At 73.6% G+C, this 26,069-nt stretch carries 24 protein-coding genes and 1 pseudogene; 13 read left to right on the forward strand and 12 right to left on the reverse strand.

The window, feature by feature from the left end:
- Positions 1-98 precede the first annotated feature (98 nt).
- The 3 genes from ACIRNI_RS16435 to ACIRNI_RS16445 are packed head-to-tail and all read left to right on the forward strand — an operon-like array spanning position 99 to position 2,287.
- Positions 99-1,067, forward strand: a complete 969-nt coding sequence (locus ACIRNI_RS16435) for a GlxA family transcriptional regulator (protein WP_403552090.1) — start codon at positions 99-101, stop codon at positions 1,065-1,067.
- A 16-nt stretch (positions 1,068-1,083) separates the two neighbouring features.
- Positions 1,084-1,704 carry a DJ-1/PfpI family protein gene (locus ACIRNI_RS16440; protein ID WP_403552091.1) on the forward strand — a complete coding sequence of 207 codons (621 nt, stop codon included), beginning with the start codon at positions 1,084-1,086 and terminating at the stop codon, positions 1,702-1,704.
- 46 nt (positions 1,705-1,750) lie between these two features.
- On the forward strand, positions 1,751-2,287 hold the full coding sequence (locus ACIRNI_RS16445; protein ID WP_403552092.1) for a GNAT family N-acetyltransferase: 537 nt from the start codon (positions 1,751-1,753) through the stop codon (positions 2,285-2,287).
- Here ACIRNI_RS16445 and ACIRNI_RS16450 read toward each other — a convergent pair.
- Together ACIRNI_RS16450 and ACIRNI_RS16455 are read right to left on the reverse strand one after the other, a co-directional pair.
- Positions 2,284-3,768 carry a PE-PGRS family protein gene (locus tag ACIRNI_RS16450; RefSeq protein WP_403552093.1) on the reverse strand — a complete coding sequence of 495 codons (1,485 nt, stop codon included), beginning with the start codon at positions 3,766-3,768 and terminating at the stop codon, positions 2,284-2,286. The genes ACIRNI_RS16445 and ACIRNI_RS16450 overlap by 4 nt on opposite strands.
- 1 nt (position 3,769) lies before the next feature.
- Complete coding sequence (locus tag ACIRNI_RS16455; protein ID WP_403552094.1) at positions 3,770-4,519, reverse strand: enoyl-CoA hydratase/isomerase family protein; 750 nt, start codon at positions 4,517-4,519, stop codon at positions 3,770-3,772.
- 199 nt (positions 4,520-4,718) lie between these two features.
- On the opposite strand from ACIRNI_RS16455, the gene ACIRNI_RS16460 reads away from it, so the two are divergent.
- Together ACIRNI_RS16460 and ACIRNI_RS16465 are read left to right on the forward strand one after the other, a co-directional pair.
- A complete protein-coding gene (locus ACIRNI_RS16460; protein ID WP_403552212.1) occupies positions 4,719-5,201 on the forward strand; it encodes an ATP-binding protein in 483 nt (160 codons plus the stop codon).
- 185 nt (positions 5,202-5,386) lie between these two features.
- Positions 5,387-6,127 (forward strand): class I SAM-dependent methyltransferase, encoded by a 741-nt coding sequence (locus ACIRNI_RS16465; RefSeq protein WP_403552095.1) that lies wholly within the window; start codon positions 5,387-5,389, stop codon positions 6,125-6,127.
- 122 nt (positions 6,128-6,249) lie between these two features.
- Here ACIRNI_RS16465 and ACIRNI_RS16470 read toward each other — a convergent pair whose 3' ends face one another.
- The 6 genes from ACIRNI_RS16470 to ACIRNI_RS16495 are packed head-to-tail and all read right to left on the reverse strand — an operon-like array spanning position 6,250 to position 12,357.
- Positions 6,250-7,218 carry a Gfo/Idh/MocA family protein gene (locus tag ACIRNI_RS16470; RefSeq protein ID WP_403552096.1) on the reverse strand — a complete coding sequence of 323 codons (969 nt, stop codon included), beginning with the start codon at positions 7,216-7,218 and terminating at the stop codon, positions 6,250-6,252.
- Positions 7,215-8,465 (reverse strand): MFS transporter, encoded by a 1,251-nt coding sequence (locus tag ACIRNI_RS16475; RefSeq protein WP_403552097.1) that lies wholly within the window; start codon positions 8,463-8,465, stop codon positions 7,215-7,217. The genes ACIRNI_RS16470 and ACIRNI_RS16475 overlap by 4 nt, the downstream gene beginning before the upstream one ends.
- Positions 8,462-9,490, reverse strand: coding sequence for an NAD-dependent epimerase/dehydratase family protein (locus ACIRNI_RS16480; protein WP_403552098.1), 1,029 nt, complete (start codon positions 9,488-9,490; stop codon positions 8,462-8,464). Before ACIRNI_RS16480 ends, ACIRNI_RS16475 begins: the two co-directional genes overlap by 4 nt.
- On the reverse strand, positions 9,477-10,220 hold the full coding sequence (locus ACIRNI_RS16485) for an HAD family hydrolase (RefSeq protein WP_403552099.1): 744 nt from the start codon (positions 10,218-10,220) through the stop codon (positions 9,477-9,479). The genes ACIRNI_RS16480 and ACIRNI_RS16485 overlap by 14 nt, the downstream gene beginning before the upstream one ends.
- Positions 10,217-11,737: a trehalose-6-phosphate synthase gene (locus ACIRNI_RS16490; protein ID WP_403552100.1), complete on the reverse strand. Its 1,521-nt coding sequence runs from the start codon at positions 11,735-11,737 to the stop codon at positions 10,217-10,219. The genes ACIRNI_RS16485 and ACIRNI_RS16490 overlap by 4 nt, the downstream gene beginning before the upstream one ends.
- Entirely contained in the window at positions 11,734-12,357 is a 624-nt protein-coding gene (locus ACIRNI_RS16495; protein ID WP_403552101.1) for an SIS domain-containing protein, read from the reverse strand. The genes ACIRNI_RS16490 and ACIRNI_RS16495 overlap by 4 nt, the downstream gene beginning before the upstream one ends.
- 254 nt (positions 12,358-12,611) lie before the next feature.
- On the opposite strand from ACIRNI_RS16495, the gene ACIRNI_RS16500 reads away from it, so the two are divergent.
- Entirely contained in the window at positions 12,612-14,567 is a 1,956-nt protein-coding gene (locus tag ACIRNI_RS16500; protein ID WP_403552102.1) for a BTAD domain-containing putative transcriptional regulator, read from the forward strand.
- Between the two features lie 19 nt (positions 14,568-14,586).
- On the opposite strand, the gene idi is transcribed toward ACIRNI_RS16500, so the two are convergent.
- From idi to galE, 4 genes and pseudogenes are all read right to left on the reverse strand, one after another.
- Positions 14,587-15,180, reverse strand: a complete 594-nt coding sequence (gene idi / locus ACIRNI_RS16505; protein WP_403552103.1) for an isopentenyl-diphosphate Delta-isomerase — start codon at positions 15,178-15,180, stop codon at positions 14,587-14,589.
- Between the two features lie 285 nt (positions 15,181-15,465).
- Positions 15,466-16,230: pseudogene (locus ACIRNI_RS16510) on the reverse strand (class I SAM-dependent methyltransferase); the annotation flags it as partial.
- Between the two features lie 203 nt (positions 16,231-16,433).
- A complete protein-coding gene (locus tag ACIRNI_RS16515) occupies positions 16,434-17,381 on the reverse strand; it encodes a cation diffusion facilitator family transporter (RefSeq protein WP_403552104.1) in 948 nt (315 codons plus the stop codon).
- A 142-nt stretch (positions 17,382-17,523) separates the two neighbouring features.
- The gene (gene galE, locus ACIRNI_RS16520) at positions 17,524-18,507 is read right to left on the reverse strand and encodes a UDP-glucose 4-epimerase GalE (protein WP_403552105.1); all 984 of its coding nucleotides are present in this window, start codon (positions 18,505-18,507) and stop codon (positions 17,524-17,526) included.
- Positions 18,508-18,702: 195 nt separating this feature from the next.
- Here galE and ACIRNI_RS16525 point away from each other — a divergent pair, with 195 nt between their 5' ends.
- From ACIRNI_RS16525 to ACIRNI_RS16555, 7 genes are all read left to right on the forward strand, one after another.
- Positions 18,703-20,505 carry a DUF5941 domain-containing protein gene (locus ACIRNI_RS16525; protein ID WP_403552213.1) on the forward strand — a complete coding sequence of 601 codons (1,803 nt, stop codon included), beginning with the start codon at positions 18,703-18,705 and terminating at the stop codon, positions 20,503-20,505.
- Positions 20,502-21,251, forward strand: a complete 750-nt coding sequence (locus ACIRNI_RS16530; RefSeq protein WP_403552106.1) for a sugar phosphate nucleotidyltransferase — start codon at positions 20,502-20,504, stop codon at positions 21,249-21,251. Before ACIRNI_RS16525 ends, ACIRNI_RS16530 begins: the two co-directional genes overlap by 4 nt.
- The gene (locus ACIRNI_RS16535; RefSeq protein WP_403552107.1) at positions 21,239-22,300 is read left to right on the forward strand and encodes an iron-containing alcohol dehydrogenase family protein; all 1,062 of its coding nucleotides are present in this window, start codon (positions 21,239-21,241) and stop codon (positions 22,298-22,300) included. Before ACIRNI_RS16530 ends, ACIRNI_RS16535 begins: the two co-directional genes overlap by 13 nt.
- Positions 22,278-23,057: a CDP-alcohol phosphatidyltransferase family protein gene (locus ACIRNI_RS16540; protein ID WP_403552108.1), complete on the forward strand. Its 780-nt coding sequence runs from the start codon at positions 22,278-22,280 to the stop codon at positions 23,055-23,057. Before ACIRNI_RS16535 ends, ACIRNI_RS16540 begins: the two co-directional genes overlap by 23 nt.
- A 29-nt stretch (positions 23,058-23,086) precedes the next feature.
- The gene (locus ACIRNI_RS16545; RefSeq protein ID WP_403552214.1) at positions 23,087-23,959 is read left to right on the forward strand and encodes a glycosyltransferase family 2 protein; all 873 of its coding nucleotides are present in this window, start codon (positions 23,087-23,089) and stop codon (positions 23,957-23,959) included.
- Between the two features lie 98 nt (positions 23,960-24,057).
- A complete protein-coding gene (locus ACIRNI_RS16550; RefSeq protein ID WP_403552109.1) occupies positions 24,058-24,996 on the forward strand; it encodes an ABC transporter permease in 939 nt (312 codons plus the stop codon).
- The gene (locus ACIRNI_RS16555) at positions 24,989-25,807 is read left to right on the forward strand and encodes an ABC transporter ATP-binding protein (protein ID WP_403552110.1); all 819 of its coding nucleotides are present in this window, start codon (positions 24,989-24,991) and stop codon (positions 25,805-25,807) included. The genes ACIRNI_RS16550 and ACIRNI_RS16555 overlap by 8 nt, the downstream gene beginning before the upstream one ends.
- The last annotated feature ends 262 nt before the right edge of the window (positions 25,808-26,069 follow it).

Raw genomic sequence — 26,069 nt, forward strand, 5'->3', positions numbered from 1 at the left:
GGTCAGTACGCAGGGCCAGGCCGCGTGCCGCCGCATGGCAGGAAAGGTGGGCTTCTCGTCATTGCCGCCATCGGGTCCCGCCCCCAAGGATGAGGGGCATGACGCAGCGACCCGTACTCGTCGTCCTCTTCGACGGCGTGCAGAGCCTGGACGTCACCGGACCGGTGGAGGTGTTCGCCGGGGCGGCTCATCTCGGCCCCGTCCCCCCGTACCCGATCCGTACCGCCTCGCTCGACGGAGCGCCCGTCCGCACCCAGAGCGGCCTGCGCCTGGCCGCCGACACCTCGCTCACCGACGCCGAGCCGCCGCACACCCTCCTGGTCCCCGGCGGCGAGGGCACCCGCGACCCCGACCCGCGCCTGGTCGACTGGCTGCGCGTCCACGCCCCGCGCGCCGAACGTCTGGTCTCGGTCTGCACCGGTGCCGTCCTCCTCGCCGAGGCGGGCCTGTTGGACGGCCGGCGCGTCACCACGCACTGGGCGTTCTGCGACCACCTCGCCCGCGACCATCCGGCGGTGGAGGTCGATCCGGACCCGATCTTCGTACGGGACGGGAACCTCGCCACCTCCGCCGGGGTCACGGCGGGCATCGACCTCGCCCTCGCCCTGGTCGAGGAGGACCTCGGCCGGGACGCGGCGCTCACCATCGCCCGCCACCTGGTGGTCTTCCTCCGCCGCCCCGGCAACCAGGCCCAGTTCAGCGCCCAGCTCGCCGCCCAGACCGCGCGGCGCGAACCCCTGCGCGAGGTCCAGCAGTTCATCACCGAGCACCCGGCCGCCGACCTCTCGATCGAGTCCCTGGCCGCCCGCGCCCGCCTCTCACCGCGCCACTTCGCCCGCGCCTTCCAGGCGGAGACCGGCACGACACCCGGCCGCTACGTCGACCGGGTCCGCCTCGAACACGCGCGGCGCCTGCTGGAGGACACCGGCGACGGTGTCCAGGAGGTCGCCCGGGCCGCAGGCTACGGCACGCCCGAGGCGATGCGCCGCGCCTTCGTCAAGGCGCTCGGGACCGCGCCCGCCGAATACCGGCGGCGCTTCCACGCGCCGCACGTACCCAGCCACTGAAAGGACGTCCACGCCCATGCAGATCGCCATCCTCCTCTACCCGGGCTTCACCAGCCTCGACGCCGTCGGGCCCTTCGAGATGATCAGCCACCTGCCCGGCGCCGAGACCGTCTTCGTCGCCAAGGAGACCGGCCCGGTCCGCAACGACCAGGGCAACCTCGCCCTCGTCGCCGACCGCACCCTCGCCGAGGTCTCCCGCCCCGACGTCGTCGTCGTTCCGGGCACCGGCGAGTGGGAGCCGGTCCTGCGCGACGAGGAGCTCCTCGACTGGCTCCGTACCGCCGACGCCGCCACCACCTGGACCACCTCCGTCTGCACCGGCTCCCTGCTGCTGGCGGCGGCGGGCCTCCTGGGCGGCCGGCGCGCCACGACCCACTGGCTCGCCATGGAGAGGCTGAAGGAGCTCGGCGCCGAACCGACCGGCGAGCGCGTCGTCTTCGACGGCAAGTACGTCACGGCCGCCGGCGTCTCGTCCGGCATCGACATGGCCCTCCACCTGCTGGGCCGCATCGCCGGCGACACGGTCGCGCAGACCGTCCAGCTGATGACGGAGTACGACCCGCGGCCCCCGTACGACGCCGGCTCCCCGGAGAAGGCCCCGGCCGCCATCGTGGCCCGGATGCGCGGCGTGGCCTGAGGAAAAGCGATTGCCCCGGCGGGAGCGCTCACGTTGGGTGGGCGGCATGACCGACCTGCATACCGAGCGCCTCACCCTGCGGCGATGGCGTGAGTCCGACCTTGAACCGTGGGCGGCGATGAATGCCGATCCCGAGGTGCGGGAGCACCTGGGCGACCTGCTCACCCGTGAACAGAGCGATGCCTCCGTGGCACGGTTCCAGGTGGAGTTCGCCCGGCGAGGTTACGGGTGGTGGGCGGTCGAGGTGCGGGCCACGGGCGAGTTCATCGGCTTCGCCGGCCTGGATCAGGTGGATGACGGCATGCCGTTCACCGGAGTGGAGATCGGCTGGCGGCTCGCCCGCTCCTCCTGGGGCCAGGGCTACGCCACCGAGGCCGCGCAGGCGGTCCTGGCCCACGGCTTCGACACGCTCGGGCTTCCCGAGATCCTCGCCGTGACCACCTCCGCCAACCTCCGCTCCCAGGCCGTGATGCGCAGGATCGGCATGACCCGGGACCCGGCCGACGACTTCGAGGACCCCACCGCGCCCGAAGGTCCTTTGCGTCCGAACGTGCTGTACCGCATCGGCGCCCCGCCGCGCTAGGCCACGTCCGGCAGGCCCGCCCGGTCCATGAGCGCGTGCATCGCGGCCTCGGGCAGGGCGGGGTTCGCCGCCGCCTCGTCCGCGGTCTCCCGCTCCTCCAGAAGACCGGCGAGCACCTCGGTGGGCACGCGAGGATCCCGTACGGCGGCGTTTCTCACCCACCACGCGGGGTCGCCGGTCAGCCGCACCACCGACTCCACCGACAAGCGGGGGTCGTCCAGCGCCCGGCGGCGTACGGCTTCCTCGGGGTCACGGCTGAGCCGCTCGACGACCTCGGCCGGGCAGCCCGGGTCCAGCAGCGCGGCTTCCCGCATCCGGGGCCGTGGATCGGCGGCGTACCGGATCAGGCCCTCGCGCGGGAAGTTCGGGTGCTCGGGCATCTGGTGGGCGGAGCGCCCCTCCCAGGACTCCCACATCTCCAGCAGCAGGTGTCCCGGGGCCTCGGCGCACCTCTCGGCGAGCAGGAGCCGTACGGCGAAGTCCTCGTCCGCCGCGAGGCGTTCGACCACATCGGCGGGCAGGCTCCGCGCGGTCGCGGCGCTGCGCCGCAGGAGCACATGGCCGGACGCGGCGCACCGGCGCATCTCGTCGGGGTCGCCGTGCCGGTCCTGCACCCACCGCAGCGGGTAGTGGTGGTCGTGCGGGCCCACCTCCACGCCGCGCACCGCCGCCCGCTGCCGCTCGGTGAGCGCCGGGTGGACGGAGGCGTGGAAGCGTACGGTGTCGTCCGGGTCCGCACCCAGGACGGCCGCCAGGTCGGCGTCCAGGCGCAGGTTGCGGGCCACGGAGCACCGCGTCCCGGAGTCGTCGTCCCGGACCAGCCGCTCGGCGAGGTCACGCCGCAGCAAGCACTCCTCGGCCGCCCGCTCCCGGTCCTGGCCGTCGAGCAGGGAGGCGTACGCCGTCGGGCCCATCGGCGGGCCGTTCCGGTGGTGGCTCACCAGCGCCGCGGACCGTACGCCGTCGTCCTCGTCGGCCAGCAGCGCCGCCCGCTGCTCGGAGCCCAGGTGCTCCCAGGCACTCGGACAGGCCGCGCGCCGGATGCCCGGCTCCGGATCCGTGGCCAGCAGGCGCAGCGGACCGGGAGGCAGCCGCAGGTGGCGGGTGAGCTCACCGCGCACCATGGCGTTGGGATGCGTCGCCAGCCGTTCGAACCCCGCGTCGGTCAGGGCGTCCGGCTCGTGGCCGAGGTGAAGCGCCACCATCCATGCCATCCGCTCGTCCATGTCGACCAGCCGTGTGCGCTGCTCGGGAGTGAGGTGGATGTGCTCCGCCACCTCACGTCGGGTCCGCGCGTCCGGATGACGGGCCCAGGCTTCGATCACCTCCGCCGGCAGCGGCCGGAAGCGCAGCCGGAACGGCAGCCGCTGCGCGGGTGCCATGCCCAGCACCCGGATGAGCACCCGCGGGGACGCGGAGGGGTTCATGGCCAGGCCGTTCAGCCAGGCACCGTGCAGCGCCGCCGCCGCCGTCGACGTCACGTCACACCCCGTACGTGAAGCGGGGCGCCCGCCGCTCCAGGAAGGCGGCGACCCCCTCGGCGGTGTCGCCGCTGTCGCGCGCCTGCTCCGCCCAGTACGCGTCCCGGTCGGTGCGACCGGTCGCGAACTCCTTCGCCGCCGCCTGCGTCAGCTGCGAGCGGGACACCAGGACCCGGGTGAACTCCGCGACCCGCTTGCCCAGTTCGCCCGCCGGGAGGACCTCGTCCACCAGGCCGGTGCGCAGGGCGCGTTCCGTGTCGATCAGCTCGCCCGAGAACAGCAGGTACTTGGCGGCCGACGGGCCCACCAGCGAGACCAGGCGGCGGGTGGAGGAGGCGGGGTAGACGATGCCGAGCTTGGCCGGGGTGATGCCGAACAGCGCGCCCTCCTCGGCGAACCGCAGGTCGCAGGCGGCCGCCAGCTGGCTTCCGCCGCCCACGCAGTAGCCCCGCACGGCGGCGAGCGTCGGCTTCGGGAAGGCGGCCAGCGCCTCCTCTGCCCGTACCGCCAGCATCTGCTGCTCGTCGCCCGGCGCGCCCAGCGAGGAGATGTCCGCCCCGGCGCAGAAGGTGGCGCCCGCGCCCGTCAGCACCAGCGCCCGGACGTCCCGGTCGGTGGCCAGTCCGGAGAGCAGGCCGGGCAGGGCGCGCCACATCGCCGACGTCATGGCGTTCCTCTTGGCGGGGTTGCTGATGACGACGGTGGCCACACCGTCCGAGACGCTGTGCTCCAGCTGCGGCTGCTGCTCCATGGGCCGGATGCTATCCGCCGACGGGGGTCGGGCCGTGACCACGCGTATCGACAAAGCGGTCAAAGGACAATCTCCGGCGACCCATTCGGTCAGAAGGCGTCCGCTACGCGATGACTTCCGGTCACTGGCCGGGAGGGGCCCCCGCCGCTCCCACACTCGGTGCGTGGCGACAATCGAGCACGAAGGTGAAAGCCGGACCATCGAATCCCGCGGGAGCGCCCCGGCGCGGACCCCCGCGCCGACGCGGCCACCGACGTACGAAGGGGTCTGGCGGTTCACCGCTCCCGCCGTCGACGTCTCCGTACCGCAGGCCAGGCACGCCGTCAGGGATCTGCTGAAACGTCAAGGCATCCCCGTCCGCGACGACGTCGCGCAGGGACTGCTGCTGATCGTCTCCGAGCTCGTGACCAACGCCGTACGGCACGCGGCGCTGCTGTCACCCGAGGTCGCGGTCGAGGTCGGGATCGGCCCGGAGTGGATCCGGGTGTCCGTGGAGGACAACCACCCGTACCGCCCCAAGGCGCTGGAGTCGGACTCCGCGCGCACGGGCGGCCGCGGACTGCTGCTGGTCCGCGAGATCACCCGCGAGGCGGGTGGTGCGTGCGACGTCGAGCACACCGCGACCGGCGGCAAGATCATCTGGGCCGCACTGCCGCTGAGACCGGGGCCGCCGCTTCCCTAAAGCGTGGGTGTGGCGGTCCCCGCCCGTACGTGAGGCCGGGACGATGTCCTGATCTTTGTGGCTTCTGCCCATACGAGGGTCCGGCGTGATGTGGAGAGACTGCCCATCAGCGGTCGCGGCATGTCCCGGGAACAGGGACGGGGGCCGAGCCATGGGCATGACGAAGCACACGGGAGGACGGCGCGATGAGCGTGCAGCAGTATGACGAGATCGGTGAGGCGTACGAGGGCTTCAAGGCACTGCCGCTGGAGCGGTACGTGGTGGTGCCCAGCTTCCTGGCCATGGTCGGGGACGTACGCGGCAAGTCGGTGCTCGACCTGGCCTCCGGCACCGGCTTCTACAGCCGGGAGTTCAAGCGGCGGGGCGCCACCGAGGTGCTCGGCATCGACATCTCCAGCGAGATGGTCGCCGTGTCACAGGCGTTGGAGGAGCGCGAGCCGCTGGGCATCCGCTACGAGGTCGGAGACGTGGCCGAACTGCGGTCCTTCGAGCAGCCCTTCGACATCGGCCTGGCGGTCCAGCTGCTCAACTACGCGGACGACACCGCCACCACGGAGCGCATGTGCCGCAACCTGCACCGCAGCCTGAAGCCCGGCGCCGAGCTCTTCCTGCTCAACCAGTCGCCCGACTACCGGTTCGACGGGCCGACCCCGGAGAAGTACGGCTTCCGCACCGAGCTCACCGGCGAGGAGGGCGAGACCGGACCGCGCGTCCGGACCACGGCGCTGCTCGACCCGCCGGTCTCGTTCGTCGCCAACCGCCCGCGCCGCGACGTCTACGAGAAGTCCCTGACGGCCGCCGGGTTCACCGACCTGACCTGGGTTCCGCTGCAGGTGTCCGACGCCGGCGTGCGCGAGTTCGGCGCGGACCACTGGGCGGACTTCCACGCCAACCCGCCGCTGGAGATGCTGCGCTGCCGCGCCTGACGCCCAGCGCCTGACGCCCGACCGGACGTCCCGGTAGTCCCGACGGCCCGACCTCTGGAGTTCACCGACCAGAGGCCGGGCCGTCGGTCCCTGCAGTGCCCCTGCCCGACACGGCAGGGTGGCTACGCCCTCCTGACCGCGTCCGTCACCGTCAGCACGCCGAGCGTCGCCGACCACGGGACCAGGGGGCTTTCGGTCAGGCCCGCGCGGACGCAGCGCATCGCCTCGCTCGCTTCGTGGGTGTAGCCGCGTCCCGTCGGCGGCAGGTGCCAGGCGCGGGACGGGCCGCGGGCCGGGTGGAGGAGGACGCGGTCGGCGGCGTAGAAGGGGGCGGGCAGTTCGATGCGGGCCTCGCTGCCGGAGAGGTCGGCGTGGGCGGGAAGCTCGGTGGCGAAGGAGCAGGCGAGCTCCGCCATGGCGCCGGACGGGTAGCCCAGCAGCAGGGCCGTGGTGTCGTCCACGAGGGGCGCCGTGGACAGGGAGCGGGCGTCGATGTACTGGGGCGTGCCGAGCAGGAGGTCGGCGAGGGCGAGCGGGTAGACGCCCGAGTCGAGGAGCGCCCCGCCGCCCTCCGGGTCACGCAGCCGGGCCAGCGCGGGCGCCGGGGCGCGGCCGCCCGTCGCGGCGCGCAGCAGGTGCGGCGTACCGACGGCACCCTCCACCACCAGCCGCGCGGCCCGGCGTACGGCGGGCAGGCACCGCGTCCACATCGCCTCCATCAGGAGCAGGCCCCGCGCCTCGGCCAGCCGCATCAGGTCCTGTGCGTCCCGGACGTTCGTGGTCAGGGGCTTCTCGCACAGCACGTGCTTGCCCGCCTCCAGGCAGGTCCGGACGGCGCCGTGGTGCGCGGCGTTGACGGACGCCACGTACACGAGGTCGACGTCCGGGTCGGCGGCGAGCTTCCCCGGGCCGCCGCCGTAGGCCCGCTCCACCCCGTACCGCGCCGCGAAGGCCCGCGCCGAGGACGCGGTCCGTGAGCCGACCGCGACCACCTCGGCGTCGTCGAGGAGCAGCAGGTCCTCGGCGAACGCGGCCGCCTGGCGCCCGGTCGACAGCACGCCCCACCGGACCGGGGGAGGGGCCGGTGTCATGGTGTCGTCCCCTGCGGCACGGTCGGCTCCGGGCGCTCGTCGCCGGGTTCCGGCGGAACCCGCCCCGGCGGGGCGGAGGTCCGCGCGCCGTGCCGGGCGGCCAGCCGGGAGAACACCACCACCAGCGCCACCACGCCGCCCACGCACCCCAGCGCCACCGAGAGCGAGGTGGCGTGTGCGAGCGCCCCGATGGCGGGCGGCCCCGTCACCAGCCCGACGTACGCGACGGAGGACACGAAGCCCACCTCCCGCTCGCCGCTGGTGCCGAGGCTCTGGCCGTGCTTGCCCGCCTGGCCGATGGCGACCGGGAAGACCAGCGCGAAACCGAGGCCCGCCAGGGCGAGACCCGCGTACCCGGCCGCCGCCCACGGCAGGGCGACGGCGATCAGCAGGCCGCCGGCGGCGGTCGTGCCGCAGAGGCCCAGCAGAAGGTACGGGCCCAGCCGTTCCTCCAGCCGGACGCCCAGGAAGCGGACGACGACGGTGGTCACGGAGAAGACGGTGTACCCGGCGGCGGCCGCCGACGCGGACATGCCGCGCTCGGTGTCGAGGAAGAGGACGGACCAGTTCGCCATGGCGCCCTCGCCGATCGCGGCGCAGAAGAGGGTGAACGCGATCAGCCACAGCATCACCTGCCGGACGGGGCGAGGCGCCGCAGCGTCCCCTCCCTTGCCGGCCCGTCCTGCGGCCTTCTGCTCCGCTCCCACCGTCGGCAGGTGGCGCCCGAACACGGCCACCAGCACCAGCGCCACGGCCGCCACCAGCAGGAAGTGAGGACGCGTGCCCCAGTCGGCCCACGCCGCGAGGGCGGCGCCCGCCGAACCGGCGACCGCGCCCGTGCTGAACACCCCGTGGAAGAAGGACATCAGCGGCCTTCCCACCTGGGCGGTGACGAAGACCGCGCAGATGTTCATCGCCACGTCCAGCGTGCCGACGGTGAAGCCGATGACGAAGAACGCCGCCCCCAGCAGGGCGTACCCGCCCGGCAGCGACAGCACCACCAGCGCCAGGCACATCGCCGGGAGCGCGGTGAGCGTGACCCGGCGCGTACCGAGGGCCGCGCACGCCCACCCGGCGAAGGTGGCTCCCGCGAGGAGCCCCGCGACCTGGCCCAGCAGGGCCAGACCCAGGGCGCCCTCGTCGGCGCCGACCTGGTGGGCGAGGGCCGGGACCCGGCCCACCCACGACCCGTACACCATGCCGTTGAGGACGAACGCGGCCGCGACGGCCGTACGTGTGGAGATCATCCGCGGTTCTCCGGGGCTTCCTGCGGGGCCTCCTTCTGGAAGCTCGAGGTGATGGAGGGCAGTTCGGGCCGGTCGCCCAGCTCCCGGGCCAGGGCCGCGATCCCGTCGTGCAGCGTCACGTGCGGGCTGTAACCGAGGACGCGGGCCCGGCCGATGTCGCCGACGAGGGCGTAACTGTCGTCCAGGACGGTGGCGTCCGCCTCCAGCACCGCCTCGCTCCCGGTCACCTCGCCGATGGTCCGGGCGAGCTCCCGCAGCGACGTGTCGGTGCCGGAACCGACGTTGACCGCCTCGCCCGGCTCGGCGCGCCCCGCGACGTACAGCAGCCCGCTGACCATGTCCTCCACGTGGACGAAGTCGCGGCTCTTGCGGTCGATGTCGCCGACCGCCGGAATGGGCTTGCCGTTGAGGTGCCAGCGCAGGAACTGCGAGACCTCGCCCTCGGCGCGGCGCGGGTCCTCGCCGGGGCCGTAGATGACGAACGGCCGGGCGATCGAGGCGGGCAGGTGCCAGGTCTTGACCAGGCCCCGGATGATGGCCTCGCCGCACAGCTTGTGCGCCCCGTACGGCAGGATCGGGTCCTTGGCGTGCGCCTCGTCGGTGGGGCTGTACGTCGGCGGCCCGTAGACGGAGGCCGCCGACTGGTGCACCAGGCGGGTACGCGAACGGGCGCACGCCTCGGCGACGTTGAAGGTGGCCTCGACGTTCATCCGGAAGTCGAAGCGCGGGTCCAGCAGCGAGCGCGTACCGCTGGGGTTGCCCGCGAGGTGGAAGACGACGTCGACGCCGCCCAGCGCCTCGGCGGTGGCGGCCGGGTCGCGCAGGTCGGCCTGGTGGAACTCGGCGCCCGGTAAGGGCACGTCGGGGGCGACGAGGTCCACCACCCGTACCCGTACGCCGTGGTCGGCGAGCGCGGTGACCAGGTGGCGGCCGACGAAGCCGGACCCGCCCGTGACGGCGGCGGTACGGAAGGGGGCGAGGACGTCCTCGGGGACGTGCGCCCACGCGCGGTCAGTGGAAGGCATGCGGTTCTCCCTGCGGAGTGTGACGGATTCGACGGGTGTGGGTAGCGGCATGGAGCACGTGGTGGACCGCGCCGGCCAGGCCCCGGCAGGCGCCCGGCGGCCGGTCGGGCAGCAGATGGACGCGGAGGCCGGCGGTGACGGCGGCGCCGTCGTTCACCGGGTCGTCACCGACCATGAGCGCCCGCCCCGGCGGGACCCCGAGACGGGCGCACGCCGTCCGGAACAGCCCCGGATCCGGCTTCTCGGCGCCCTCCTCGCACGACAGCACGAAGGCGTCGGCGCCGACGTACCCGGCGAGGCCGTGGGCGGCGAAGGTGGGCCGGATGTCCCAGCCGACGTTGCTGACGACGCCGACCGGCACGTTGTGGGCATGCAGCGCCGCCAGGGTGGCGCCGACGTCCTCGTACGGAGTCCACGCCTCCGGCGAGAGCAGCCGCGCGTACAGCGCCCGCGCGAGCTCCTCGTCCGCTCCGGCCCTCCCGAACCACGCCAGGTGGGCGCGGCGGTGGGCGGGGGCGGACCGCTGGCAGCCCCGCATCGCGGCCGTGACACCGGGCGTACGGCGTTCCGCGAGCATCCGGTCGTACAGCGCCCGCGGCGCCGCCCCGCCGGTGTCGTGGCCCGCGGCGCGGCAGGCGTCGAGTACCCACCGCGGGCTGTCGTCGTGCGCGAAGAGCGTGTGGTCGAAGTCGAAAAGAACCGCGACGGGTGAAGAGTCGGCGCCGCTCATGGCACGGACACCCCCTCCGCCACCGCCCGCCCCACCTCATGGGGGAAGCCGAGCCCCGACGGGGCCCGCCCGGCCCGGATCGCGGCGATGTCGGCGAGCTGGTCGTGCAGCCAGTCGACCGGGTCGGCGTGCGCGACCGCCGCGCGGGCCCGGGCCGCCATGGCCCGCCGCCGCCCGGGCGGCAGGGTCAGCGCCGTGTACAGCGCGTCCGCCGTCGCCTCGACGTCGCGCGGCCGCTCCAGGGGCACCGTGGCGTCCCGGGGGAGCAGGTCGGCGGCGCCGGTACCGGCGGACAACACGGTCACCCCGTCCCGCTCGGTGAGGAGCGCGCCCTCCTGGGCGACCAGGTTCATCCCGTCCGCCACCGCGTTGACCAGGAGCACGTCATGGGCGCGCAGCACGCCGAGGGCGCGCTCCGCGTCGTCGCCCTCGTGGACCGTGATGGCCCCGGGATGGCGGGCGTTCACCGCCTCGACCGTGCGCCGGACCCGGTCGCGGTAGTCGCGGTAGGCCGGCACCCGCTCCCGGGACGGGACCAGGCAGGCCACGAACCGGACCCGCTCCGCCAGCCCCGCGTCCAGGTCCAGCAGGCGGGCGTACGCCTCGAAGCCGCGCAGCGCGTTCTTCGCCGGGTCGAGGCGGTCCACGCGGGCGATCACCGCGCGTGGGTCTTCGTCCCTGGTCCTGGCCGCCCACTCGGTGACGCGCGGCGCCAGGGCGCGGGTGGCGAGCGCCGGACCGTCGACGGTCACCGGGTAGCACCGCACCCACGTGGCGCGCCCCCGCCCCGACGCGACCAGGCCCCGCTCGTGGTCGACGGCCAGCCCCAGTGCGGCGCAGCACTCCAGGAACCGCCGCGCCCACGCGGGCCGCTGGAAGCCCAGCAGGTCGGCGCCGAGCATGCCGTGGACCAGCGTCGGGACGAGCGGGTGCGGCAGCCGCGCCCACGACTCCCGGGCCGGGAAAGGCGTGTGGCTGAAGTGACTGATCCACAGGTCGTCGCGCCGACGGCGTACGGCACCGGGCAGGAGCAGCAGCTGGTAGTCGTGGCACGCCACCACCGCCCCGGGCGGCGCGCCGCGCGCCACATGGGCCGCCAGCGTCTCGTTGACGGTCCGGTAGCCCGCCAGCGAACGCAGCGGCTCGCGCGGGTCGACCAGCACGGGCACCTCGTCCTCGATGCCGTGCCACACCGTCCACAGGAGGTTGACGCCGGCGTCGTCGTAGTAGCCCCGGTACGCCTCCGGGTCGACCGGCACGGCCTCGTAGCGGTAGCCCAACTCCGCGCCCAGGCCGTGGAAGAGCCCGAGCCGCGCCGCGCGCGCGTCGGCCTCCGCGTCCGACGGCGCCACCCAGCGGAGCGTGACGCTGCGCGGGTCGACGGCCCCGCCGATCCGGTCCAGCAGGGCGGTCACGCTGCCGTTGCGGCGCTCGGGCCGCAGACCGCCGCGGTCCGTGAAGCGCACCGGCCCCCGATCGGAGACCAGCACCACGTCCCGGGGCGCCGGGCCCGTCACGGCGTACGCGCCGTCGCGCCGGCGCCGACCCGCTCGGGAACACCGAGGGATCCGGGACCGGAGGCCCGCAGCACATCGGCGAAGGCGTGCACGATCGCGATGTGCGCCGTCTCGATCACCCCGAAGTCGTCAGAGCCGACGACCAGCGGGATGTCGACCAGCTCGGCGGCCGGCCCGCCGCCGCATCCCAGCATGCCGATGGAGACCAGCCCCATCCGCCGCGCGGCGCGCAGCGCGGCGACGATATTGGGCGACCGCCCGCTGGCGCTGATCGCCACGACCGCGTCGCCGGGCTCGGCGTTGTCGGTCAACTGCCGGACGAACGCGTCGGCGTACGACACGTCGTTGGCGTACGCCGTCAGCAGGGCGATGTTGTCGGCGAGTGCGAACGCCCGCAGCGGCGGCTCGGTCGGCCGCCGCGCCGTCTTCACCAGGTCGCACACGAGGTGGGTGGCCGTCGTCGCGCTGCCGCCGTTGCCCATGGCGTACACCCGGCCACCCCGCCGCCGTACGCCGTCCAGCGCTTCGACCGCGTCCGCCACGGCGGGCAACGACACGGTGCCCAGGCCGTCCACGGTGTTGCTGAAGAACCTCTCGCTCAACCACTGGTAGTGCTGCACCACAGGCCTCCCGGCTCGGTTACGGAGGACCACAGCGTGCGCGTCCCGCCGACCGGACCCCGCCCAGAAAGCGCCCAGATCCCGCCCGGCGGCGGCCCGGCCCCACCGCGCCCGGCGGCGCCGCGCGCCCCCGCACCGCTTCTCGCCAGCACATCACCCAGTTCCGGACAATCTCCCGGCCCAGGTGTGGAAGGCGCGAAAAATGAGACTCGACGCGGGCCCATGTCGGAGGCAACTGACCGGAAGGCCGCCAGATGCGTTACGGATTGCTCGGTCCCCTGGAGGTGTACGAGGACGACGGCACGGTGCCGTTACCCCTGGGCGGCCCGCGCCAGCGGGCCGTCCTCGCGTCACTCGCGCTGCGCGCCAACGAGACGGTGAGCGTCGGCTACGTCATGGACGCGGCCTGGGAGGAGCCCCCCGCCTCGCCCGGCTCCAACATCCGCACGTACGTCAACGGGCTGCGCCGGCGGCTGCGCGACCACGGCCGCGAGCCGCGGCTGCTGGTCACCCGGCCCCCCGGCTACCAACTGCGCGCCCGCACCGGCGAGGTGGACGTCGAGGTCTTCGAGGACCTGGCCGCGCGCGGCACCCTCGCCGCGGAGGGCGGGGCGCTCGCCGCGGCCGCCCGGCACTACGGCGGGGCGCTCGCCCTGTGGCGCGGCCGCCCCCTGGAGGGCCTCCCGCTGGGTCCGGCGCTCCAGGCGGAGGCGGCGCGGCTGGTCGAGCGGCGCCTCGCGGTCGCCGAGAGGTACGTCGAGGTCCTGCTCGCCCAGGGCCGCCCGGCGGAGGCGGTGACGGTGCTGCGCCCGCTGGTCGCGGAGCACCCGCTGAACGAGAGCCTGGCCGCGCACCTGATGCGGGCGCTGGGCCGGGCCGGGCGCCGCCCGGAGGCGCTGGAGGTGTACCGGCAGGCGGACAGGGTGCTGGCCGACGAGCTGGGGGTGGCACCGGGCGGGGAACTCACCGCGGTACGGCGCCGGCTGGTGGACGGCCCGCGCACCGCCACCGTGCCGGCGCCCCGCCGCGCCCCTGGGCTCGTACCGGCCTCCGCACCGCGCGACGGCGCGCCGGCAGGCGCCTCCCGCCCGGTCCGCGGCCGGGCCCCGGCGGCTCTCGCGACGGCGACGGCGGCGACGGCGACCGCGTCCGCGACCGCGCCCCCGTCGGCACCGGCCCCGCCGACCGTGGCGGCACCGGTCGCCCGCCGCCCCGCCCCCGCCGTGCGGGCGCTGCCGGGCGACAGCGCGGAGTTCACCGGGCGCCGGGCCGAGCGCGCCCGGGTGCACGCGTGGGTACGGGAGGCGGTCGGCGCGTGGGAGGCGGCCACGGCGCCGCTCGTCTGCGTCATCACCGGAATGCCGGGCGTCGGCAAGACCCGGCTCGCCGTGCGCCTGGCGCACGAGATCGTGCGGGCGGGCCACGCGGGCGACGTACAGCTCTTCGCCCACCTGCGGGGCCACGCGCCCGGACGGGTGCCGATGGACCCCGCCACCGTGCTGGCGCGGTTCCTGCGGATGCTGGGCGTTCCGCCGGACCGGATACCCGACAGCGTGGAGGAGCGGGCGGCGCTCTACCGGGACCGGCTGCACGGGCGGGCCCCGCTGATCCTGCTGGACGACGTCACCGGCGCCGGGCAGACGGACCCCCTGCTGCCGGGCGATCCGGCGTCCCTCGTCCTGGTCACCAGCCGTCGCGCCGGCTGGGCGCCGGCCGGGGCGCGGACGGTGCAGCTCGGCCCGTTCACGGTCGAGGAGTCCGTCGCGCTGCTGGCCGCGGTGGTGGGCGCGGAGCGCGTGGCGGCCGAGCGGGCGGCCGCCGAGCGGATCGCCGCGCTGTGCGGCCGGCTGCCGCTGGGCGTCGCCCTGGCGGCGCTGCGGCTACGGGCCCGGCCGCTGTGGCGGCTCGCCGACTTCGCGGCACGCCTGGAGCCAGAGGACGCCCGGCTGGACCGGCTGAGCGCCGGCGGCCGCTCGCTCCGGGCCGCGTTCGACACGTCGTACCGCAGGCTGCCGCCGCACCGCCGCCGGATGCTGCGCTGCCTGGCCGGCGCCCCCGGCCCCGCGCTCGGCGGAGCCCGCCGGCCGGGGGAGGCGGAGGAGCTGCTGGACCAGCTGCTCGACGAGTGCCTGGTCCAGCAGACCCCGGCCGGCGGGTACGAGCTCCATGAGCTGCTCCGCCTCTACGCCCGCGACCTGCCTCCCGGCTGAGGCCCCGGGGGCAGCGGCTTCACCAGCCGCCGCTCTCCCCGGTCAGCTCCCGGACCGCCGGGCGCGCCGCGTCCAGCACCGTCATGAACCACGCCGAGAACGGCTCTGCGGCGTGCCGCTCGGCCAGCTCCCGCGCCGTCACGAACGCCGTCTCCTCCACCTCCTGCGGATCGGGCCGCAGCGTGGCCTGCACCATCCCGACGAAGAGGTGGTTGTACTCCTGCTCCACCAGCCTCGACGCCGGGTCCGGGTGGTTGTAGCGGACGGTGCCCGCCTCGGCGAGGAGCGACGGCGACACGCCCAGCTCCTCGTGCACGCGCCGCGCGGCCGCCGCGAACGGCGCCTCACCCGGGTACGGGTGCCCGCAGCAGGTGTTCGACCAGACGCCGGGGGAGTGGTACTTGCCCAGCGCCCGCCGCTGCAGCAGCAGCCGGCCCGCCTCGTCGAAGAGGAACACCGAGAACGCCCGGTGGAGTTGCCCCGGCGGCTGATGGGCGGCCAGTTTCTCCGCGGTGCCGATGGTGGTGCCGTCCTCGTCGACCAGTTCGAGCATGATCGATGGCTTGACTCCGTTCGACGAGCTGCTCGCCGCCGTGGCTGGTGTGATCGGCATGACCATCCTTCGCTTCCGTTCCCGGCCCTGGGGGGCAGTGCCCTGTGGGGCAGTCTCAGTCTGCCGCACAAAAGCCGCTTGTCGGCTCACGTCGGCCCGCGCCCGTGATGTCTGCTCCACCGGGGTGACGGGCGGTCAGGCCCGGTCGGACCCGCTCGGACCCGGTGGGACCCGGAGACCTGCGGATACCGGATCCGGCGCCCCGCCCCCGCCCCCGAGACGTACCGCGACAGCGGTACGAAACCGAGGCGGGGGCAGTACTCCGGATGATCAGCTCATACCCGGTCGGGTGTCGGCCGGCCGCAGGACGTAGCCCCGGTAGCCGTACTCCGCGCCGTGCTCACGGCGCAGGGCGATCTCCGCACGGGTGGCGGCGAGGGCCTCCGCCATGCCGGGCACCGCCGGGTCGGCCGCGTCGGCGCGCTCGCCGAGCGGGCCGTAGTACTCGTCCCAGTCGCTCTCGGGCTGGGCGTACGTACCGACCACGTGGTAGCCGGCCGCGACCGCCGCGGCGGTGTTGGCCGCGGTGGTACGCAGCGGGTAGTGCGCGTCCCAGAAGGCCCGCGCCTCGGCGGACGGCTCGCCGCCGGTCCACTCGCATTCGGTGAGGACCAGCGCGCCGCCGGGCGCGAGCAGCCGCAGCCAGGCGCGCAGCGCGCGGTCGAAGCCGACCGCGTACGCCGAGCTCTCCGCCCAGACGAGGTCGAAGGACCCGTCGGCGTACGGCGGCTCGGCCATGTCGGTGGCGACGGTGCGGATGGAGGCGCCGAGCCCGCGGGCGTCGGCGGCCCGCCGCAGCTCGGCCAGGAACGGTTCGTGCAGATCGACGGCGGTCACCTCGGCGCCGGCCGGACCGGCTTCCGCCGCCAGCAACAGGGCGGACCGGCCGGGACCACAGCCCAGGTCCAGCACGCGCGGCCGGGCCGGGAGCGTACCGGCGGCAGCGGCGAGGGAGAGCAGCCGGCGCGTGGTGTCGTCGGAGCCGGGGCCCTGCCGGGGCAGACCGTGGTGCAGGGCGAAGAAGGCGTCGTACAGAGCGTTGTCGGACAACGTGGAAACCCTTGGGTGAGGCGGGCCCGGCCGACGTAGGGATCGAGGAAGGCGATCAGGTCAGCCGAGAACCCGGAAGCTGAGGTTCACGGTCGAGGGGGTGCTCACCGCGACGGTCATCAACCTCAGCTCCTCTCACAGGCATGGAAGGGCCACGCTACCAGGAGGGCTCAGTGGCCTTCAGCGGCGTGGCCCTCGGCGGGTCAGTGGCAGAGCCGCGCCTCGTGGGCCGCGTGCCCGCTCGGTTCCAACTGGAAGGTGCAGTGCTCGACGTCGAAGTGGCCTTCGAGGCACTCCTGGAGCTCGTGCAGCAGCTTCTCGTGCCCCACCGAATCCAGCGCGCTCTGGGTCACCACCACATGGGTCGACAGCACGGGCATCCCGGAGGTGATCGTCCAGGCGTGCAGATCGTGGACGTCCTCCACATTCGGCAGCGCCAGTATGTGGGCGCGCACCTGCGTCATGTCCACGCCCTTGGGCGCCGCCTCCAGCAGGACGTCGAGGGTCTCGCGCAGCAGCTTCACCGTGCGCGGGACGATCATCAGGCCGATCACCAGGGACGCGATCGGGTCGGCGGCCTGCCAGCCGGTGGCCAGGATGATGCCCGCCGAGACCAGGACGGTCACCGAACCCAGCGCGTCGGCGACGACCTCCAGATAGGCGCCGCGCACGTTGATGCTCTCCTTCTGCCCCCGTACCAGCAGGGAGAGGGAGATCATGTTGGCGACCAGGCCGAAGAGCGCGAACGCGATCGCCAGCCCGCCCTTGGTCTCGGCCGGCGTGATGAACCGCTGCACCGCCTCGATCAGCAGGTAGCCGCCGGCGCCGAGCAGCAGCAGGCAGTTCGCGAGCGCGGCGAGGATCTCGGCCCGGGCGTATCCGAAGGTGCGCCTCTCGGTGGCGGGGCGGCCGGCGAAGTGGATCGCCATCAGCGCCATCGCCAGGCCCACCGCGTCGGTCGCCATGTGGGTGGCGTCGGCGATCAGCGCCAGGGAGTCGGCCAGCACGCCGCCGACGACCTCGGCCACCATCACCGAGAGCGTGATCGCCAGCGCGATCCGCAGCCGCCCCTTGTACGCGGCGGCCGCCGTGCCGGTCGGCGGCGGGCCCCCGTGCGTGTGCCCGTGGTCGTGCCCGTGCCCAGCCCCCATGCCCCTGCCTCCCGCTGCTCTCGAACACCTCGTACGAGCGGCCAGTGAACTACGGGTGGGGGGTATGTGCAAGCCGGGACTGAACACCGTTGTCATATGCTCTGACCTGCGGTGATGTCCGCAGGTCAGAGCGGTGGGCGACTCAGCGGGTGGCTGCCTCGGGGTGGCGTAGACGCCAGCCCTCCCAGGCGGACTCGACCATCTCGCGTACGCCGTACGACGCCGTCCAGCCGAGCTCCTTGGTGATCCGCTCGACGGACGCCACGGCCCTGGCCGCGTCACCCGGGCGGCGCGGGCCGACCACCGGCTCGGCGGTGTGCCCGGTCACCTCGGCGACGACCCGCGCCAGCTCCCGTACGGAGACGCCCTCGCCGCGGCCGATGTTCACGGTCAGGTCCCCGGGACCGTCCTGGCCGGCCAGCCGGCGGGCGACGGCGAGATGCGCGTCGGCGACGTCCGCGACGTGAATGTAGTCACGGATGCAGGTGCCGTCCGGCGTCGGGTAGTCGTCGCCGAAGATCCGCGGGGCCTCGCCGCGCGTGATGCGGTCGAAGAACATCGGGATGATGTTGAACACGCCGGTGTCCGCCAGCTCGGGGCGCGCGGCCCCGGCCACGTTGAAGTAGCGCAGGCAGCCGGTGGCCATGCCGTGCGCCTGCCCCGTCGCACGGACCAGCCACTCGCCCGCGAGCTTCGTCTCGCCGTACGGGTTGATCGGCGCGGTCGGCGCGTCCTCGCCGATGAGCTCCACGTCCGGGACGCCGTACACCGCGGCGGACGAGGAGAAGAGGAACCGCCGCACCCCGGCGGCCACCACGGCCTCCAGGAGTACGGTCAGCCCGTGGACGTTCTCCCGGTAGTAGTGGAGCGGCCGCTCGACCGACTCCCCGACCTGCTTCTTCGCCGCCAGGTGCACCACACCCGTGACGGCGTGCTCGGCGAGCGTGCGGTCCAGCAGCTCCCGGTCCGCGACCGCGCCCCGGACGAGGGGGATCCCGGCGGGCAGCCGCGCGGGCACGCCGGAGGACAGTTCGTCGAGCACGACGACGCGCTCACCGGCGTCCGCCATGGCGTGCGCCACATGGGCGCCGATGTATCCCGCTCCGCCTGTGATCAGCCAAGTCATGACGGTCAGCCTATGCCCTGGCCGAGCGCGGTTTGTGGGCCGAGGCGGGGATCGACCATGATGATCTCGGCCGCCCGCACCGCTGCGAGCCGGGGTCACGCCTCGGTGAACTTCGTCTTCCGTTCATCGGATAGCCTCAGCCGGCGTGCCGCCGCGCCGCACCCGTCCCCGTTCGGCTCCAAGGAGTGAGTTCGTCTGTCGACCGCCATCCTCACCGGTCCTCCGGTACCCGGATCGCCGCTCGAGGGCGATCTGCGGTCGCTGGGCTTCGACGTCCGGATCGCCACGGACCCGCGTGAGACCGCCGCACTGCTCGCCGCCGTCCCGGCCGCCGAGCGCGTCGCGGTCGTGGACCCCCGCTTCGTGGGCCACGTCCACGCCCTCCGCCTCACCCTGACGGATCCCCGCTTCCCGGCGGCCACGGCCCCCGGCGCCCTGACGGCCCAGCCCGAGGCCCGCCCGGCGCTGACCCGCGCGCTGACGACCCTGACCGCCGCGGAGCCCGGTGCCGCCGACGGCGGTGGCCGTATCCTCCCCGACCTCCTCGCCGAGGCGCTCGACGCCGACGGCGTCGGCGTCCACCGGCCCGAGTTCGGCACCCTCGTCGCCGCCGTACCGGCCGACCCGCAGAGCCGCAAGGAGACGCGGGACGCCGTCGAGGCCGTCGACGACGAAGCCGTACGGCTGCGCTCCGCCGTGAAGGCCCGCGACGGGTTCTTCACCACCTTCTTCATCAGCCCGTACTCGCGCTACATCGCCCGCTGGTGCGCCCGCCGGGGCCTCACGCCCAACCAGGTCACCACCGCCTCGCTGCTCACCGCGCTGATCGCGGCCGGCTGCGCGGCGACCGGAACCCGGGGCGGGTACGTCGCGGCCGGCGTGCTGCTCCTCTTCTCCTTCGTCCTCGACTGCACCGACGGGCAGCTCGCCCGCTACTCGCTGCAGTACTCCACGATGGGCGCCTGGCTCGACGCGACCTTCGACCGCGCCAAGGAGTACGCCTACTACGCGGGCCTCGCCCTCGGTGCCGCCCGCGGCGGGGACGACGTGTGGGCCCTGGCCCTCGGCGCGATGGTCCTGCAGACCTGCCGCCACGTCGTGGACTTCTCCTTCAACGAGGCGAACCACGACGCCACCGCCAACACCAGCCCCACCGCCGCCCTCTCCGACAAGCTCGACGCGAAGGGCTGGACGGTCTGGGCGCGCCGGATGATAGTCCTGCCCATCGGTGAACGATGGGCCATGATCGCCGTCCTGACGGCCGTCGCCACGCCGCGCATCGTCTTCTACGCCCTCCTCGCCGGCTGCGCCTTCGCCGCCTGCTACACCACCGCCGGCCGCCTCCTGCGCTCCGTGACCCGCAAGGCCCGCCGCACCGACCGCGCCGCCCGGGCGCTCGCGGACCTCGCCGACTCCGGACCCATGGCGCAGGGCCTGGCCCACGCCTTCAAGAACCTCGGCCGGACCCTCGCGCCCGTCACCGCCCTGATCGGCGGTGCCGCGGTCGTCGCCACCGCCGCCCTCGCGCCCTACGGCGGCCCCTGGCCCGTCGTCGCGGCCCTCGGCTACGCCCTGACCTCCGGCATCGCCGTCGCCCGCCCCCTCAAGGGCGCCCTCGACTGGCTCGTCCCGCCCGTCTTCCGGGCCGCCGAGTACGTCACGATCCTGGTCCTCGCCGCCCGCTCCGAGGCCCCGGGAGCCCTGCCCGCGGCATTCGGCCTGGTCGCGGCCGTCGCCTACCATCACTACGACACGGTCTACCGCATCCGCGGCGGCACCGGCGCGCCGCCCGCGTGGCTGGTGCGGACGATCGGCGGCCACGAGGGCCGCACGCTCGTGGTCGCGGTCCTCGCCGCGACCCTGACGGCAGGCGACCACCTCAGCCTCGCGCTCACCGTCCTCGCGGTGGCCGTCGCGCTGGTCGTGCTCGTGGAGTCCATCCGCTTCTGGGTGTCCTCCGGAGCACCCGCAGTACACGACGAAGGAGAACCCGCATGATCGGCCTCGTACTGGCAGCCGGTGCCGGACGGCGTCTGCGCCCCTACACCGACACGCTCCCGAAGGCCCTCGTGCCCGTGGACCCGGCGGGAACCGGCGAGAAGACGGTCCTCGACCTGACCCTCGCCAACTTCGCCGCCGTCGGCCTCACCGAGGCCGCCATCGTCGTCGGCTACCGCAAGGAGGCCGTGTACGCGCGCAAGGCCGAGCTGGAGGCCGCGTACGGCCTGAAGCTCACCCTCATCGACAACGACAAGGCCGAGGAGTGGAACAACGCCTACTCCCTGTGGTGCGCCCGTGACGTGCTGAGCCGCGGCGTGATCCTCGCCAACGGCGACACCGTCCACCCGGTCTCCGTCGAGCAGACCCTCCTCGCCGCCCGCGGCGACGGCCGGAAGATCATCCTCGCCCTCGACACGGTGAAGAGCCTCGCCGACGAGGAGATGAAGGTCATCACCGCCGACGGCAAGGGCGTCCAGCGGATCACCAAGCTGATGGACCCGGCCACCGCCACCGGCGAGTACATCGGCGTCACGCTGATCGAGCCCGAGGCCGCCGCCGACCTCGCCGACGCGCTGAAGGCCACCTTCGAGCGCGACCCCGACCTCTACTACGAGGACGGCTACCAGGAGCTCGTCAACCGCGGTTTCCAGATCGACGTGGCGCCCATCGGCGACGTCAAGTGGGTCGAGATCGACAACCACGACGACCTCGCGAAGGGCCGTGAGATCGCGTGCCTGTACTGACCCGGCTCATCCCGTCGCCGGTCGTCGTCGACATCCACCGGGGCGCGATGGACGACCTGGCCGGCCTCCTCGCCGACCAGCGCATCTCCGCCTCCGGCAAGCTCGCCATGGCGATCAGCAACGGCTCCGGCCAGGCGCTGCGCGAGAAGCTCGCGCCGCTCCTCCCGGACGCCGACTGGTACGACGTCGCGGACGGCACCATCGACTCCGCCGTCCGCCTCGCCGACGAGATCAAGGGCAAGCGGTACGACGCCGTCGTCGGCGTCGGCGGCGGCAAGATCATCGACGTGACGAAGTACGCCGCGGCGCGCGTGGGCCTGCCCATGGTCGCCGTCGCGACGAACCTCTCGCACGACGGCATCTGCTCGCCGGTCTCGATCCTCGACAACGACAACGGCCGCGGCTCCTACGGCGTCCCCTCGCCGATCGCCATGGTCATCGACCTCGCCGTGATCCGCGAGGCGCCGCCCCGGTTCGTCCGCTCCGGCATCGGCGACGCGATCTCCAACATCTCCGCGATCGCCGACTGGGAGCTGTCGCACCGCCACACCGGCGAGCAGGTCGACGGCCTGGCCGCCGCCATGGCCCGCACGGCCGGCGAGTCCGTGCTGCGCCACCCCGGCCGCGTGGACGACGACGAGTTCCTCATCGTGCTGGCCGAGGCGCTGGTCCTGTCCGGCATCGCCATGTCGATCAGCGGCGACTCCCGCCCCTCGTCGGGCGCCTGCCACGAGATCTCCCACGCCTTCGACCTGCTCTTCCCGGGGCGCTCCGCGCTCCACGGCGAGCAGGTCGGGCTGGGCGCCGCCTTCGCGATGCACCTGCGCGGTGCCCACGAGCAGTCCGGGCTCTTCGCCGAGGTGCTGCGCGGGCACGGCCTGCCGGTGCTGCCCGAGGAGATCGGGTTCTCCGCGGACGAGTTCGTCCGGGCCGTGGAGTACGCACCGCAGACCCGACCCGGTCGCTTCACCATCCTGGAGCACCTCGACCTGTCCACCGACCAGATCAGGGACGCGTACGCCGACTATGCCAAGACCATCCGTAGCTGAACTCCGCCCGGTCGTTCACCCGGAGGGAGTGAAGGACCGGCGCAGCGGTGAGCACTGGGGCGGCCGCCTCTACATGCGCGAGATCTCGCTGCGCATCACGCGGCTCCTGGTCACCACCCGGGTCACTCCGAACCAGCTGACGTACGTGATGACCCTCGCCGGCGTGCTGGCCGCCCCGGCGCTGCTGGTGCCGGGCATCTGGGGCGCGGTCCTCGGTGTGGTCGCGGTCCAGCTCTACCTGCTGCTCGACTGCGTCGACGGCGAGGTCGCCCGCTGGAAGAAGCAGTTCTCGCTCTCCGGCGTGTACCTGGACCGGGTCGGCGCCTACCTGTGCGACGCGGCGGTCCTCGTCGGCTTCGGCCTGCGCGCCGCGGACCTGTGGGGCGGCGGCCGGATCGACTGGCTGTGGGCCTTCCTCGGCACCCTCGCGGCGCTCGGCGCGATCCTGATCAAGGCGGAGACCGACCTGGTCGGCGTCGCCCGCCACCAGGGCGGCCTGCCGCCGGTCAAGGACGCGGCCGCCGAGCCGCGCTCCTCCGGCATGGCGCTCGCCCGCCGGGCGGCCGCCGCGCTCAAGTTCCACCGGCTGGTCCTCGGCATCGAGGCGTCCCTGCTCATCCTGGTGCTGGCGGTCGTGGACCAGGTCCGCGGCGACCTGTTCTTCTCGCGCCTCGGCGTCGCGGTGCTGGCCGGCATCGCGCTGCTCCAGACGCTGCTGCACCTGGTGTCGGTCCTCGCCTCCAGCAGGCTGAGGTGAGCGGGGTGAGGGCCGTGAAGCCGGGTGCCATGAAGCTGGGCGCCGTCATCATCACCATGGGCAACCGCCCCGACGACCTGCGCGCCCTGATCGACTCCGTCCGCAAGCAGGACGGCGACCCGATCGACGTCGTCGTCGTCGGCAACGGCGCCCCCGTCACCGGCGTCCCCGAGGGCGTGCGCACCGTCGACCTCCCGGAGAACCTGGGCATCCCCGGCGGCCGCAACGTCGGCATCGAGGCCTTCGGCCCGAACGGCTGCGACGTGGACGCCCTGCTCTTCCTGGACGACGACGGCCTGCTGCCGAACACGGACACGGCCGAGCTGGTGCGCGAGGCGTTCGCCGCCGACCCGAAGCTGGGCATCATCAGCTTCCGGATCGCCGACCCGGACACCGGCGTCACCCAGCGCCGCCACGTGCCCCGGCTGCGCGCCTCCGACCCGATGCGCTCCTCGCGCGTGACGACCTTCCTGGGCGGCGCCAACGCCGTCCGTACGAAGGTCTTCGCCGACGCGGGACAGCTCCCCGGCGAGTTCTTCTACGCGCACGAGGAGACCGACCTCGCCTGGCGGGCGCTCGACGCGGGCTGGATGATCGACTACCGCTCGGACATGGTGCTGTTCCACCCGGCGACCGCGCCCTCCCGGCACGCGGTCTACCACCGGATGGTCGCGCGCAACCGGGTCTGGCTGGCCCGTCGGAACCTCCCCGCGCCCCTGGTGCCGCTCTACCTCGGGGTCTGGCTGCTGCTCACGCTGGCGCGGCGCCCTTCCGTTCCGGCGCTGAAGGCCTGGTTCGGCGGGTTCAAGGAGGGCTGGACGAGCCCCTGCGGACCCCGGCGGCCCATGAAGTGGCGTACGGTATGGCGGCTGACCAGACTGGGCCGGCCCCCGGTCATCTGACAAGCTCGTACCGACAAACCCCGGGCGCACCGGACCCGGCCCGCCGGCCGGCCCGCGCCCACCCCCGCCGCGCATCTTGAACACGAAAGTTTCAACTGGTGAGTGAGACAACCCATGACGGAGCGATCGCCGTGACCGCGGCCTCCGCCCCGCCATCTCCGGACGACGGTCTGTCCCCGGCGGAACTGGCCGCCAAGTACGGCCTCTCGGTGAGCGGTGCACGGCCCAGCCTGCCCCAGTACGTCCGGCAGCTGTGGGGCCGGCGCCACTTCATCCTGACCTTCTCCCGCGCCAAGCTCACGGCCCAGTACAGCCAGGCCAAGCTCGGGCAGCTGTGGCAGGTGGTCACGCCGCTGCTGAACGCGCTGATCTACTTCCTGATCTTCGGCCTGATCCTGAACGCCGCGAAGGGCATGTCGAAGGAGGTCTACATCCCGTTCCTGGTGACGGGCGTGTTCGTCTTCACCTTCACCCAGAGCTGCGTGATCGCGGGCGTACGCGCGATCTCCGGCAACCTCGGGCTGGTGCGGGCACTGCACTTCCCCCGCGCCTCCCTGCCCATCTCGTTCGCCCTGCAGCAGCTCCAGCAGTTGCTGTACTCGATGATCGTGCTGTTCGTCATCGTGGCGGCGATGGGCAGCTACCCGTCGCTCAGCTGGCTGCTGATCCTGCCCGCGCTGGCCCTGCAGTTCGTGTTCAACACCGGTCTCGCGCTGATCCTGGCCCGTCTCGGCAGTAAGACGCCGGACCTCGCCCAGCTGATGCCCTTCATCCTGCGGACGTGGATGTACGCGTCCGGCGTGATGTTCTCGATCCGGGTGATGCTCGCGGACAAGCCGGAGTGGATCGCCAACGTCCTGATGTACAACCCGGCGGCGATCTACATGGACCTGATCCGCTTCGCGCTGATCGACGGGTACGGCGCCGAGAACCTCCCGGCGCACGTCTGGCTCGCGGCCCTGGTGTGGGCGGTCCTCGTCGGCGTCGGGGGCTTCGTGTACTTCTGGAAGGCAGAGGACCGGTACGGCCGTGGCTGAGAACACCGAGGCTGAGGACACCCGGGACGGCGCCGCGGCCGGTGTCCGCGTCCCCACGGTCATCGCCGACGAGGTGCACATCGTGTACCGCGTCAACGGCGGTTCATCGGGCAAGGGCAGCGCCACGGCCGCGCTGAACCGCATAATCCGGCGCGACAAGGGCGAGTCGCGCGGCGTGCGCAAGGTGCACGCCGTGCGCGGCGTCTCCTTCACCGCGTACCGGGGCGAGGCCATCGGCCTCATCGGCACCAACGGCTCCGGCAAGTCCACCCTGCTGCGGGCCATCGCCGGGCTGCTGCCCTGCGAGAGCGGCAAGGTCTACACCGACGGCCAGCCCTCGCTGCTCGGCGTGAACGCGGCGCTGATGGGCGACCTGACCGGCGAGCGCAACGTCATCCTCGGCGGCCTGGCCATGGGGATGTCGCCCGAGGAGATCCGGACGCGCTACCAGGACATCGTGGACTTCTCGGGCATCAACGAGAAGGGTGACTTCATCACCCTGCCCATGCGGACGTACTCCTCCGGCATGGGTGCCCGCCTCCGGTTCGCCATCGCGGCGGCCAAGGACCACGACGTCCTGATGATCGACGAGGCCCTGGCCACCGGCGACCGGAAGTTCCAGATCCGCTCCGAGCAGCGCATCCGCGAGCTGCGCAAGGAGGCCGGCACCGTCTTCCTCGTCAGCCACAGCAACAAGTCGATCAGGGACACCTGCGACCGCGTCCTGTGGCTGGAGAAGGGCGAGCTGCTGATGGACGGCCCGACCGAAGAGGTCCTCCAGGCGTACGAGAAGGAGACGGCCAAGCCGTGATCCCGCCGGAAGGGCCCCTGCCGCGGCACTCGGCAGGGGCCCTTCCGACGGGCGGTTCGCGCCGTGTTCGTTCGCGCTGGTGTTCCCCCGTGTGTAACGCCCCGACGCGGGCCCGGCCGTTGTACAACGTAAGCTGTGCCGGTGCCGATTCACGGCAAGTCACGGCAAGTGGGGCGATTCCGCCCGGCCCCGTCACTCCGGAGGGCCGGCGGCGTGTCCGAAATGGGTTGTTTTGGGTCGGCAGTGTAGAACGGGAGACGTG

The sequence above is a fragment of the Streptomyces sp. NPDC093546 genome (assembly GCF_044765045.1).
GTDB lineage: Bacteria > Actinomycetota > Actinomycetes > Streptomycetales > Streptomycetaceae > Streptomyces.